The following is a 13073-nucleotide window of genomic DNA, read 5'->3' as shown; positions in this document are numbered from 1 at the left end:
GAGGCCGAGCGCGGCTTTTCGTAGAGTTGTTGTGTGGCCGCAGTCCCTGCCCCAGACCCCGGACCCGACGCGGGTGCGATCTGGCATTACGGCGACCCGCTGGGCGAGCAACGCGCGGGGCAAGCCGATGCCGTGCTGGTGGATCGCTCGCACCGCGCCGTGCTCACCCTCGACGGTGGCGATCGGCAAACCTGGCTGCACAGCATCTCCACACAACACGTCAGCGACCTGCCTGAGGGCGCCAGCACCCAAAATCTCAGCCTGGACGGACAAGGCCGAGTTGAGGATCACTGGATACAGACCGAGCTGGGTGGCACGACCTATCTCGATACCGAGCCGTGGCGGGGTGAACCGCTGCTGGCCTATTTGCGCAAGATGGTTTTTTGGTCGATGGTCACTCCTCGTGCCGCTGATATGGCGGTGTTGTCGCTATTGGGGCCGCGGCTGGCTGAGGAACGAGTGCTCGACGCGCTGGGTCTAGATGTCTTGCCCGCTGAGTGGCTGGCCGTGCCGCTTGCCGGCGGCGGGATTGTCCGCCGGATGCCCGACGGCCTAGCGGGCCAAATCGAACTGGACGTGGTGGTGAAGCGCGGCGATCGTGCCGACTGGCAGCGTCGCCTGACTCAGGCGGGTGTGCGCCCGGCCGGCATCTGGGCCTATGAAGCCCATCGAGTGGCTCACCGGGTGCCGGCTAGGCGCCCGCGGCTGGGCGTTGACACCGATGAACGCACCATCCCTCACGAAGTGGGTTGGATCGGTGGCCCCGGCGCCGGAGCCGTCCACCTGAACAAGGGCTGTTACCGAGGGCAAGAGACCGTCGCACGGGTGCACAACCTGGGTAGACCACCCCGGATGCTGGTGTTGTTGCATCTGGACGAGTCAGTGCAGCGGCCGTCGACGGGCGATGCGGTGCTGGCCGGCGGTCGCACGGTGGGACGACTGGGAACGGTGGTCGAGCACGTAGAGCTAGGGCCGGTGGCACTGGCCCTGCTCAAACGGGGTCTGCCGGGCGACACCGCCCTGGTAACCGGTCCGGAAGCCGAGGTTGCCGCGGTGATCGACGTCGACTCGCTGCCGCCCGCCGACGATGTGGGCGCCGGACGGCGGGCCGTCGAGCGGCTGCGCGGCGGTATTCGGTGATTACCCGTGCCCTCCGTAACGGCGGGCAGGCCGCCCCGCGCCCGACCGGGCGGCACGGTAAACTGTCGGCAGGACAATAAACGACACCAGAGATCGGAGCCGCCTACTCGTTAGGCCGCTCCGTTATTTCGCGAGGGGGTTCCCCCATGGGCCGCGGCCGGGCTAAGGCAAAGCAGACCAAGGTTGCTCGAGAATTGAAATACAGCTCCCCGCAGACCGACTTCCAGCGGCTTCAGCGTGAGCTGTCAGGTACCGGTACCGACCGACTGGACGGCGACGGCCCGTCGGACGACGACTCGTGGAACGATGAGGACGACTGGCGGCGCTAGCACCACGGAGCTGCCCCCCGCACGGTGCCGATTCGGTTCCCATCGGCGTGGCGTTGACCTCATTAGACCCGGTTAGGTCTGGTTCTTAGAATCTCGGGTGCTGCCCAACCAGTTTTGCCCGCGGGCCTTGTTTTCCGCCTTTGCAGACGGTTCCCAATACCCAGCAGTCCAGGTGCCGCGCGGTCAGGACGGCCAGGGCGCGCGTCGTGTCTTCGGGGGCAACGACGGCGATCATGCCGACACCCATGTTGAACGTCTTCTCCATCTCTGTGCGCCTGACCCGGCCGCGCTGGGCAATCATGGTGAATACCGGCGCGGGTGTCCAGGTGCCGCGGTCGACCTCGGCGATGAGGCCATGCGGGATGACCCGTTGCAGGTTGCCGGCGAGCCCGCCGCCGGTGACGTGGCAAAACGTCCGGACACGGGTTTCGGCGGCCAAGGCCAAACAGTCTTTGGCGTAGATGCGAGTCGGCTCCAATAACTCTTCGCCCAAGGTGCGACCGAACTCCTCCACATGACCGGCCAGATTCATCCGGTCGATCTCCAGCAACACCTTGCGGACCAGCGAGTACCCATTGGAATGCAGACCCGACGAGCCCATCGCGATGATGACGTCGCCGGGTTTGACCCGGTCGGGACCCAGCACATTGTCCGCCTCGACGACGCCGACGCCGGTGGCAGAGATATCGTAGTGATCGGGCTCGATCAGGCCCGGATGTTCTGCGGTCTCGCCGCCAAGCAGCGCACAGCCGGCACGCATGCACCCATCGGCGATACCGGCGACGATCGCGCTGAGTCGCTCCGGCACGATCCGACCGACGGCGATGTAATCCAACAGGAACAGCGGCTCGGCGCCGCAAACCACCAAGTCATCGACCACCATCGCCACCAGGTCCAGGCCCACCGTGTCGTGCTTATCCATCGCCTGAGCGATCGCGAGTTTGGTGCCGACGCCGTCGCTGGAGGCCGCCAGCACCGGTTCGCGGTAGTCACCGCGGAGAGTGAACAGTCCGGCGAATCCCCCCAGCCCGCCGCGCACTTCGGGTCTGGTGGCCTTCGAAGCGAGCGGCTTGAACAGGTCGATGGCGCGGTCACCGGCTTCGATGTCGACCCCGGCCGACGCGTAGGTGATACCCCGACTACCCGGGTCTTTTCCGGGGCCTTTTGCGAGATCCGTCATCGCGATAAAGGCTACCGCGCGTGCGTTTTGTCAGCGCCCAACGGGGACTTCGTCGTCGGCGGCGAGTTCGCCCAGCGCGGCTCCGCGGGCCGCATTGGCGAGCATGTGCTCGATGACATTTTTGCCTAGCGCGGTCTCGCGGGGCAGCTCTATTGGATACTTGCCGTCGAAGCAAGCGGTGCACAGCCGCGACGTGGGCTGCTCGGACGCCGCGACCATGCCCCGCAGCGAGATGTATCCCAGCGTGTCGGCCCCGATGGCATGCCGTACCGCCTCCAGCATCTCGTCCTCGTTTTCCACGGCGTTGGCGATCAACTCGGCCGGCGAGGGGAAGTCGATACCGTAGAAGCACGGCCACTTCACCGGTGGCGAGGCGATGCGCACATGCAATTCGACCGCACCGGCCTCGCGCAGCATGCGTACCAGCGCACGCTGGGTGTTGCCCCGCACGATCGAGTCGTCGACGACGATGAGCCGCTTGCCGCGGATCACCTCTTTGAGCGGGTTGAGCTTCAGCCGGATGCCGAGCTGACGGATGGTCTGTGACGGCTGGATGAAGGTGCGCCCGACATAGGCGTTCTTCATCAGACCCTGCCCATATGGAACGCCGGACTCCTGCGCGTAGCCGACCGCGGCGGGTGTGCCGGATTCCGGCACACCAATCACCAAGTCGGCCTCGACCGGGCATTCCCGAGCCAGTCGGCGACCGATCTCCACCCGCGCGGCGTGTACCGACCGGCCGGCGATCGTACTGTCCGGCCGCGCCAGGTAGACGTATTCGAATACGCAGCCCTTGGGCGTGGGGTTGGCAAAGCGGGTGGACCGCACCCCGTCGGCGTCGATAGCCAGCAATTCGCCCGGTTCGATATCACGGACGAACGAGGCGCCGACGATGTCGAGTGCGGCCGTTTCGGAGGCCACCACCCAGCCACGGTCCAAACGCCCGAGCGATAGCGGGCGCACCCCGTACGGGTCGCGGCACGCATAAAGCGTGTTTTCGTCCATGAACGTCAGACAGAACGCTCCCCGCACTGTGGGCAGCAGGTCCAGCGCCGCCTGTTCGAGGGTGGAATCGGCAGCACCGTGGGCCAGCAGCGCCCCCAGAATGTCGGAGTCCGTCGTCGCCGGGGCTGGGCAGCGGGTGGCGATCAACCCCGCGTCGCGGGCGCGGGCGGCAAGGGCAGCGGCATTGACCAGATTTCCGTTGTGGCCCAACGCAACACCGGTGCCAGCGGCGGTGTTGCGGAACACGGGCTGGGCGTTCTCCCACGTCGTGTCCCCGGTGGTGGAGTAACGACAGTGCCCGATGGCGACATGGCCCTGCATGGCCGCCAACGTCTGCTCGTCGAACACCTGGCTGACCAGGCCGAGGTCTTTGAAGACCAGCACCTGGGAGCCGTCGGCGACGGCGATCCCGGCGGCTTCCTGGCCGCGATGCTGCAACGCGTACAGGCCGTAGTAGGTGAGTTTGGCGACGTCTTCACCCGGGGCCCAGACCCCGAAGACACCGCACTCTTCCCGGGGCGAGTTCAGGTCTTGCTCGGGTTGCTGGCCGGTCACGGTTTGGCGGCTCCCTGCGGCGCGGTCGGTGACGTAATCCGAGTCTACGGCCACGACGTCTGCACCGCCGAATTCGGCTTACGTGTCGGGCACCCCGGCGCCACCCTCACACACCATAGCCGCAGCTCAGCACGCCGGAATCAGCCGAGATCCACCAGTGGCAACCAGGCCTCGATCTCACCGGCCCGCGAGCCGGAGAGCTGCAGCGCGCCACTGCCCCGGGCCTGCGCCACCCCCGACAGCCCGGTAGCCACCAGGAGCCAGGTCCGTGGGTCGGTCTGCACGACGTTGGGGGGTGTGCCGCGAGTGTGCCGGGGCCCAGAAATGCACTGCACCGCAGCAAACGGTGGGATCCGGACTTCGACGCTGGCGCCAGGGGCCAGCGCAGCGAGCGTGCGCGCCGTAAGCCGAACCGCCGCCGCCAACACGTCGGTGTCGGGTGCTGGCAACGTTTCGTCGCGCAACCAGTCCGCGAGGGCCAACACGACCTGCCGAGTCTTCGCCGGATCGACTCGATCACGAGCGCTCATACCTTAGGGTCTCAAGAATCGGTGGATCCATCCAGATGGCGGCCAAGCGCCGCTGCTGAGACTGGGATCGGGTTGTATGCGAGCCCAGTTCCGAACTGAACTTGACATGGCGCGGCCGCAACAACCAGGTTTCCGGCCGATGTTCTTAGATCGCTAGATCTGGTGTCTTGCAAGAGTTATCGCCTTGACCGCACAATTCTGTATGGACCCCGCGCCAGCGCGGTCAACCTGCGCCGACCCGCGATCTGTGAGATTCTTTCGGTGACCTAATCATTTCTCCCTGAGTTCCCAAGGCGGTGACCCGATGCCCAAAATCTCTTCGCGCGACGGCGGTCGGCCCGCTCAGCGCACCGTGAATCCCATCATCGTTACCCGGCGCGGCAAGATCGCCCGCCTGGAATCCGGCCTGACCCCCCAGGAGGCCCAGATCGAAGATCTGGTCTTTCTGCGAAAGGTGTTAAACAGGGCTGATATTCCCTATCTACTGATCCGAAACCACAAGAACCGGCCGGTGCTTGCCATCAACATCGAACTACGTGCCGGCCTCGAGCGCGCTCTTGCGGCCGCATGTGCAACCGAACCGATGTACGCCAAAACTATTGATGAGCCTGGCCTTTCTCCTGTTTTGGTCGCCACCGACGGGCTGTCGCAGCTGGTTGACCCGCGTGTCGTGCGGTTGTATCGACGCCGGATCGCGCCGGGCGGATTTCGCTACGGCCCGGCGTTCGGTGTGGAACTGCAATTCTGGGTATACGAGGAGACGGTGATCCGCTGCCCTGTCGAAAACTCGCTTAGCCGCAAAGTGCTGCCCCGAAACGAAATAACGCCGACAAATGTCAAACTCTACGGGTACAAATGGCCGACCCTTGACGGGATGTTTGCCCCGCACGCCAGCGACGTCGTGTTCGACATAGACATGGTGTTCTCCTGGGTGGACGGTAGTGACCCCGAGTTCCGGGCGCGCCGCATGGCTCAAATGTCGCAGTACGTGGTGGGCGAGGGCGACGACGCCGAAGCGCGGATCCGCCAAATCGACGAGTTGAAATACGCGCTGCGGTCGGTGAACATGTTTGCTCCGTGGATACGTCGCATCTTCATCGCGACGGATTCAACCCCGCCGCCATGGTTGGCCGAACATCCTAAAATCACCATCGTTCGCGCCGAGGACCACTTTTCCGACCGTTCCGCGTTGCCGACCTATAACTCGCATGCGGTGGAGAGCCAGCTGCACCACATCCCGGGGCTCAGCGAGCACTTCTTGTACTCCAACGACGACATGTTCTTCGGCCGGCCGCTCAAGGCCAGTATGTTCTTCTCTCCCGGTGGAGTCACCAGGTTCATCGAAGCCAAGACCCGGATCGGGCTCGGCGCCAACAACCCAGCGCGTAGTGGCTTTGAAAACGCGGCCCGGGTAAACCGGCAGCTGCTCTTCGACCGGTTCGGGCAGGTGATTACCCGTCATCTCGAGCACACCGCGGTACCGTTGCGCAAGAGTGTGCTGATCGAGATGGAGCGGGAATTCCCGGAGGAATTCGCCCGCACCGCGGCCAGCCCGTTCCGCTCCGACACCGACATCTCGGTGACCAACTCGTTCTACCACTATTACGCGCTGATGACCGGACGCGCCGTCCCGCAGGAAAAGGCTAAAGTCCTCTATGTCGACACCACCAGCTATGCGGGTCTTCGGCTACTTCCTAAGTTGCGGAAGCACCGCGGATACGATTTCTTCTGCCTCAACGACGGTAGCTTTCCTGAAGTCCCCGCAGCGCAGCGCGCAGAACGAGTCGTCAGTTTCCTGGAGCGCTATTTCCCGATACCGGCTCCCTGGGAGAAGATCGCCGCGGACGTCAGTCGACGGGACTTCGCGGTGCCGAGGACGTCAGCACCATCGGAGGGTGCTTGAATAGCGAATCGCGACGCGACGGTTCGATGAAAATGCCGCTCTCGGCGATTTTGCGTCGCGCCTGCCCGGGTGAGACAAAGGTGCCGACCGTTTCTCCGCCGCCCAGCGGAATCACCGAATGCACGACGGTGTCCGGATAGACGTGCACCAGGTTGCAACCTTGGGCGCCGTCTCTGCCACGCGTTCCTCCAGCAGCGACGGTCAGGTCCTGGGTGTAGCAAGTCGCCGAGGCAACCGACACTGGGATCCCGACGAAGGTGGCATTCGTCGAGTAGTGCAGGTGCCCGGCCAAAATGGCGCGAACGTCAGTGCCCCGCAGCACTCGCCCAAGCGCAGCCTGGTCGCGCAGCTCCACCGTGACGGCCATATCCAAAACACTCGGAATCGGCGGATGATGCAACGCCAAAATGGTGCCGTCCGGCGCTGGCGTGGCCAACTCTTCAGCAAGCCAACCCAATTGGGACGCGCGGATTTCGCCGTGATGATGTCCGGGTACCGAGGTATCCAACACGATGATGCGCAGACCGTCGATCATGCACACCCGGTCTAGCGGCGCCATCGATGGCGCTTCGTCCAGCAAGAATTTGCGTAGTTCGGCCCGGTCGTCGTGGTTACCCATCACCCAGACGAGCTCGGCGCCCAACTGCGCCGCGAACGGCTCGACCAGGCCTCGGAGCTTGCGGTATGCCGCCGGTTCGCCCTTATCGGCCAAATCGCCGGTGAAGACGATCGCATCGGGACGAAGGCCGGATTGGTTCAACTGTTCGAGCAGTTCGCCCAGCCGGTCGTCGGCGTCCACCGCCCCGTAGAGCCGACGATCCCCCCCGATGAGATGAGTGTCGCTGATATGTAAGAGAACGTAATCCGGCCGCGGATGCTCCGCGGCCCTAAGTCTATGCACCTGAGGTGCCAACCCTCTCCATTGATTGGTTAGACAGTGACCAATCAGTATAGCGGCGCCGCCGACCAGGTCCGCGCTGTTGTGAGCCGTTCCACGATCACCAGGGGCCCGACCCCGCGATCACAGTCGAGTCGAGATACCAGAACGCCGCTGGACCAGCACCGCGGCGACCGCACCGGCCTCGTTGATGGCCAAGTGCGTCAGCAGCGGTGCTGCCAGACTGCCGGACCGGTCGGCCAGCCAACCGAACATCCAGCCGGCGATACCGGTGGCCAACACCGTGAGCACCAGCGGCTCGCCCGTCGCGCGCGCGTCGGCGATGTGAGACAAACCAAAGGCGCCGGCCTGCAGTATCCGTCCACCCGACCGACCGAAGGCCCGGGCACCGATAGTGGCCAGCGCCCCGCGAAACGCGGCCTCCTCGGCCCACACCGTGCCGCCAGGTATGTGCCATACCAGCCAGACCGGCACCGACGCCGGCAACTCACGAGCCGACATCGACAACCGCACCATCGGCACCGGCGTCGTTGCCGCGATCGCGGTCGCCGCCGCCGCCCCCGCGGCCCAGCCCAGCCGCAGCCCGGCCCACAGCCGCGGCGGCCAAAGGCCCATCGTCGCACGAGTAACCAGCACCAACACGCTCCCCAGCCCCGCCTGCAACGGAATCCGCCACGGCGCCGGCAGCCGCGGGCTGACCAGACTCCAGCCGACCAGGCCGGCGGCCAAAGACAGGGCGCGAAGCCGACTCATCCGAAGTATCGCGGCAACACCGCCTCGGATGTCGCACGCAGTTCGGCCAACGACACCGCGAACAAGCCCTGCACCTCAACCGCGTCCGAACCTTGATCGACGACGCCGATGCGGACCGCGGGAAGTCCCCGCGCCTCACACATCCCGCGAAACCGGCTCTCCTCGGTGCGTGGCACCGCGACCAGCACCCGACCCGCCGACTCGGAGAACAGCAGCACAAACGGGTCAGCCCCTTCGGGAAGCACTATGCGGCAACCGGTTTCACCCGCTAACGCCGATTCCACGATGGCTTGGGCCAGCCCACCCTCGGACAGATCGTGCGCCGCGGACACTAGCCCGTCCCGCGACGCCGAGCTCAGCACCGCGGCCAGCAGCTTCTCCCGCGCCAGATCGACTACCGGCGGCAATCCACCCAGGTGGTCTGCGGTCACCTGCGCCCACACGGAACCGTCGAACTCGTCGCGGGTGTCGCCCAACAGCATCAACGTTTCCCCGGGCTCGGCGCCCAGGCCGGTAGGGATGCGCCGACGCACATCGTCGATGACGCCGAGCACCCCGACCACCGGCGTGGGCAGGATTGCCGCCGAACCGGTTTGGTTGTAGAAACTCACGTTGCCACCGGTCACCGGAATCCCGAGGTCCGCACAGCCATCGGCCAGACCGCGGACCGCCTGCGTGAACTGCCACATCACGCCGGGGTCCTCGGGGGAACCGAAGTTCAGGCAGTTGGTCACCGCGACCGGGGTGGCGCCGGTGACGGCGACGTTGCGGTACGCCTCGGCCAACGCGAGTTGCGCGCCAGCGTAGGGATCCAGCAGCGTGTAGCGTCCCGACGCGTCGGTCGATACCGCGATGCCCCGGCCGGTCGACTCGTCGATGCGCAGCATGCCGCCGTCGGCGTGCTCGGCGAGCACCGTGTTGCCGCGCACATAGCGGTCGTACTGCTCGGTGATGAACGCGCGGCTGCACAGGTGCGGGCTGCCAAGTAACGCAAGCAAAGTCGCGCGCAGCTCGTCGCCGGTGACCGGCCGTGACAGCTTGGCCGAGCGGTCGGCGTTCAGCGCGTCCTGCGTATCGGGGCGGGCGACCGGGCGCTGATATACCGGACCTTCGTGAGCTACGGTGCGCGGCGGCACGTCGACCACCGTCTCGCCGTGCCAGGTGATCTGCAGCCGGTCGCCGTCGGTGACCTCGCCGATCACCGTCGCCAGCACCTCCCACTTGCGGCACACCGCCAGGAATGCGTCGACGTTCTTCGGGGAGACCACCGCGCACATCCGCTCCTGCGATTCGCTGCAGAGCACCTCGGCGGGCGTCATCTCCTTGGCCCGCAGCGGGACGCTGTCCAGCTGGATCGTCATTCCGCCATCACCGGCGGATGCTAACTCCGATGTGGCACAAGATAATCCGGCTCCGCCCAGGTCTTGGATGCCGATCACCAGGCCGCCCGCGTAGAGCTCGAGACAGCATTCGATGAGCACCTTCTCCATGAACGGGTCGCCGACCTGCACCGAGGGCAGCTTCTTGCGGGATCCCTCGGCATCGAAGGTGTCCGACGCCAGCACCGACACCCCGCCGATACCGTCGAGCCCGGTGCGCGCGCCAAACAGGATGATCTTGTTGCCGGCGCCGGAGGCGAACGCCAAATGCAGGTCCTCCTGCCGTAATACGCCGACACACAACGCGTTCACTAAGGGGTTGCCGGCGTAGCACGGGTCGAAGACGGTCTCTCCGCCAATGTTGGGCAGGCCCAGGGAGTTGCCGTATCCGCCGATGCCGCGGACCACGCCGTCGAGCACGCGGCGGGTATCGGGGGCGTCGGCGGCGCCGAACCGAAGCTGGTCCATCACGGCGACCGGTCGGGCGCCCATGGCCATGATGTCGCGGACGATGCCGCCCACCCCGGTGGCCGCGCCCTGGTAGGGCTCGACGTAGGACGGGTGGTTGTGTGACTCCACCTTGAAGGTGACCGCCCAGCCGTCGCCGATGTCGACGACGCCGGCGTTCTCGCCGATGCCGGCCAGCATGGCCGCGCGCATCTCGTCGGAGGTGGTCTCACCGAAGTAGCGCAGGTGCACCTTGGAGGACTTGTACGAACAGTGTTCGCTCCACATCACCGAGTACATGGCCAGCTCGGTGTCGGTGGGCCGGCGGCCCAGGATCTGGCGAATCCGCCGGTACTCGTCGTCTTTGAGGCCCAGCTCACCATACGGTTGTGGTTGGTCGGGTGTGGTCGCGGCGTGTTCGACGGTGTCCAGCACCGACGTTTTGCGCGGGGTCCGGGCGAGCGGAGACATCACGGAGGCAGTCTAGCTAGGCCCCATCGCGCTGCGGCCGCGTTGACACGGACAAGCCGACGGATAGGTATGCCCGCGGCAAGAACCCCGGTGGCATCAGCCGTCGGGCTGACATCGGGGCGGGCGCTCAGGATGGTGGTGCGCAAAATGGAACCATGTCTCGTCACTGGCCGTTGTTCGACCTGCGCATCACCACGCCGCGGCTCCAGTTGCAACTGCCCACCGAGGAGTTGTGCGACCAGCTGATCGACACCATCCTGGAGGGAGTCCACGACCCCGACCGAATGCCGTTTTCGGTTCCGTGGACGCGAGCATCGCGCGAGGACCTGCCGTTCAACACGCTGTCGCACCTATGGCAGCAACTGGCCGGGTTCAAGCGGGATGACTGGTCGCTGCCGCTGGCCGTCCTCGTCGACGGTAGGGCCGTAGGCGTACAGGCCCTGAGCTCCAAGGATTTCCCAATCACCCGTCAGGTGGATTCTGGATCATGGCTCGGGTTGCGTTACCAAGGTCACGGCTACGGCACCGAGATGCGGGCGGCTGTACTGTATTTCGCGTTTGCCGAGCTGGAGGCGCAGGTCGCGACGTCGAGGTCGTTCGTGGATAACCCGGCCTCGATCGCGGTATCCCGCCGTAACGGATACCGCGACAACGGCCTAGATCGCGTGGCACGCGAAGGGGCTATGGCAGAGGCGCTGTTATTCCGGCTGACCCGCGACGATTGGCAGCGCCATCGCACTGTTGAGGTTCGGGTGGACGGGTTCGACCGCTGCCGGCCGCTTTTCGGCCCCTTGGAACCGCCTCGTTATTGACCCGCCACGCAAAAAGCGTTGCCTTCGGGGTCAGCCAGCACCACCCAGCGAAAGCTCTCGCCGACCTGATGCCGCCCGACCTCACTGGCTCCGGCGGCGACCAGGCGCAACACCTCGGCATCCAGGTCCTTGGTCGTGAAGTCGAGGTGCACGCGGTTTTTCCCAGGGGCGGGATCGGGCACCTTCTGGAATCCCAACCGCGGTCCATCGGTCCGGGCGACCACGACGAATTCGCCGGGCAGCAGTTCACGCGTCGTGCCATCGAACTGCTCGGCCCACCAGCCGGCAAGCTTCGCAGGGTCGCTGCAGTCGAAAGTGACCATCTCTACCTTGAGTGCCATACCGCCCGACCCTATGCCTCGGATAGCTCGGCGGAAAGAAACGCTTGCAGTGCCGCCGAATAGGCGGCTACGTCGTGAGCGCCCATCAACTCTCGCGCGGAGTGCATCGCCAGCTGGGCGGCGCCGACGTCGACCGTGGGGATTCCGGTGCGCGCCGCGGCCAACGGCCCGATCGTCGACCCGCACGGCAGATCGGCGCGATGTTCGTAACGCTGCATAGGCACTCCCGCGCGCTGGCAGGCCAGTGCGAACGCCGCCGCGGTGCGTCCGTCGGTGGCGTAGCGCAGATTTGGGTGCACCTTGAGCACCGGACCCGCGTTGACTTCGATCGGGTGGCTCGGCTCGTGACGGTCCGGGTAGTTGGGGTGCGTCGCATGCGCCATGTCGGCCGAGGCGAGCATCGAGGTGGTCAGTCGGCGCAGGAAGTCCTCCCGGGTGCCGCCCGCCGCGAGCACGATGCGTTCGAGCACGCTGGATAGCAGATCGGACTGTGCGCCGTGGCCCGAGGCCGATCCCACCTCCTCGTGGTCGAAAATCGCCAGCACGGGCACGAATCCGCTCGACGCCGAGTCCACGTCCACGGCCAGCAGTGCCTCCATCCCGGCATAGCAACTGGCCTGGTTGTCCAGCCGCGGCGCGCTGAGCAGGCTGGCAGTGCCGTTGACCGAAGCGCCGATCAGCGCCGACGGGGTCAAGTCATGGGTCATCAGGTCCGCGGCCAGCACGTCGGCCGCCGCCACCCCGGCGCGCTGAGCGACGTACCCCACAAAGGACTCCACCCGCTCTCCCACGCCCCATACAGCGTTGATGTGTCGTTGCGGATCGAGCGTGAGCGACTTGCGGTCCTCGGCCAGGTGAATCGCCAGCTGCGGCACCCGCAGGATCGGGTCGTCGATCAGGACCAGCCGGTGGCTGACCCCGGTACCGTCACGCACCGATAGCCGCCCGCTGATGCCCAGATCGCGATCCAGCCAGGAGTGCAGCCAAACTCCCCCATACGGTTGCAGCGCCACCACGTGCCAGCCGGCGACGAGCCTGTCCGGATGCTGCTTGACCCGCAGATTGGGGCTGTCGGTGTGCGCGCCGACGATCCGGAATGGGACCTGCGTGTGCCCGCTCTGCTCGGCGTTCCACGCCACCAGCGAGCCAGCCCGGACGGTGAAGTACCGGCCCGGTTTGTCCGGCCAGCGATCCGCTTCGCGCAGCTCGCGGTATCCGGCGCCGAGCAGCCGTCCCGCCACCGTCGCGCAGACGTGAAACGGCGACGGGGACGCGTCGATGAATTCGCACAGGCCGTGTGCCGTGGCCGCCATGTAGCCATGTCTAGCAT

12 protein-coding genes are annotated in these 13073 nt (G+C 65.9%); 4 read left to right on the top strand and 8 right to left on the bottom strand.

The window, feature by feature from the left end; all coding sequences use genetic code 11:
- Positions 1-33 precede the first annotated feature (33 nt).
- Both Rv0811c and Rv0810c read left to right on the top strand, forming a co-directional pair.
- Entirely contained in the window at positions 34-1140 is a 1107-nt protein-coding gene (locus Rv0811c) for a hypothetical protein (RefSeq protein NP_215326.1), read from the top strand.
- A gap of 146 nt (positions 1141-1286) precedes the next feature.
- Positions 1287-1469, top strand: a complete 183-nt coding sequence (locus tag Rv0810c) for a hypothetical protein (protein NP_215325.1) — start codon at positions 1287-1289, stop codon at positions 1467-1469.
- Between the two features lie 85 nt (positions 1470-1554).
- Here Rv0810c and purM read toward each other — a convergent pair whose 3' ends face one another.
- The 3 genes from purM to Rv0807 form a co-directional block, all read right to left on the bottom strand.
- Positions 1555-2649, bottom strand: coding sequence for a phosphoribosylformylglycinamidine cyclo-ligase PurM (purM, locus tag Rv0809; protein NP_215324.1), 1095 nt, complete (start codon positions 2647-2649; stop codon positions 1555-1557).
- Between the two features lie 30 nt (positions 2650-2679).
- Positions 2680-4263: an amidophosphoribosyltransferase gene (gene purF, locus Rv0808; protein ID NP_215323.1), complete on the bottom strand. Its 1584-nt coding sequence runs from the start codon at positions 4261-4263 to the stop codon at positions 2680-2682.
- 86 nt (positions 4264-4349) lie between these two features.
- Positions 4350-4739 carry a hypothetical protein gene (locus tag Rv0807; protein ID NP_215322.1) on the bottom strand — a complete coding sequence of 130 codons (390 nt, stop codon included), beginning with the start codon at positions 4737-4739 and terminating at the stop codon, positions 4350-4352.
- A 304-nt stretch (positions 4740-5043) separates the two neighbouring features.
- Between Rv0807 and cpsY the strand changes: the two genes are divergently transcribed.
- Positions 5044-6642, top strand: coding sequence for an exopolysaccharide phosphotransferase CpsY (gene cpsY / locus Rv0806c; RefSeq protein NP_215321.1), 1599 nt, complete (start codon positions 5044-5046; stop codon positions 6640-6642).
- On the opposite strand, the gene Rv0805 is transcribed toward cpsY, so the two are convergent.
- From Rv0805 to purL, 3 genes are all read right to left on the bottom strand, one after another.
- Entirely contained in the window at positions 6587-7543 is a 957-nt protein-coding gene (locus Rv0805) for a 3',5'-cyclic adenosine monophosphate phosphodiesterase CpdA (RefSeq protein ID NP_215320.1), read from the bottom strand. The genes cpsY and Rv0805 overlap by 56 nt on opposite strands.
- A 120-nt stretch (positions 7544-7663) precedes the next feature.
- Complete coding sequence (locus Rv0804; protein NP_215319.1) at positions 7664-8293, bottom strand: hypothetical protein; 630 nt, start codon at positions 8291-8293, stop codon at positions 7664-7666.
- On the bottom strand, positions 8290-10554 hold the full coding sequence (purL, locus tag Rv0803; RefSeq protein ID NP_215318.1) for a phosphoribosylformylglycinamidine synthase 2: 2265 nt from the start codon (positions 10552-10554) through the stop codon (positions 8290-8292). The genes Rv0804 and purL overlap by 4 nt, the downstream gene beginning before the upstream one ends.
- A gap of 191 nt (positions 10555-10745) precedes the next feature.
- On the opposite strand from purL, the gene Rv0802c reads away from it, so the two are divergent.
- Positions 10746-11402: a succinyl-CoA transferase gene (locus Rv0802c; protein NP_215317.1), complete on the top strand. Its 657-nt coding sequence runs from the start codon at positions 10746-10748 to the stop codon at positions 11400-11402.
- On the opposite strand, the gene Rv0801 is transcribed toward Rv0802c, so the two are convergent.
- Entirely contained in the window at positions 11396-11743 is a 348-nt protein-coding gene (locus Rv0801) for a hypothetical protein (protein ID NP_215316.1), read from the bottom strand. The genes Rv0802c and Rv0801 overlap by 7 nt on opposite strands.
- A gap of 11 nt (positions 11744-11754) precedes the next feature.
- A complete protein-coding gene (gene pepC, locus Rv0800) occupies positions 11755-13056 on the bottom strand; it encodes a M18 family aminopeptidase (RefSeq protein NP_215315.1) in 1302 nt (433 codons plus the stop codon).
- Positions 13057-13073: the final 17 nt, after the last annotated feature.

This window comes from Mycobacterium tuberculosis H37Rv (assembly GCF_000195955.2).
GTDB classification, from domain to species: Bacteria; Actinomycetota; Actinomycetes; order Mycobacteriales; family Mycobacteriaceae; genus Mycobacterium; species Mycobacterium tuberculosis.
Note: the sequence above shows the minus strand (reverse complement) of the source record. Positions and strands in the feature narration are given on the sequence as shown.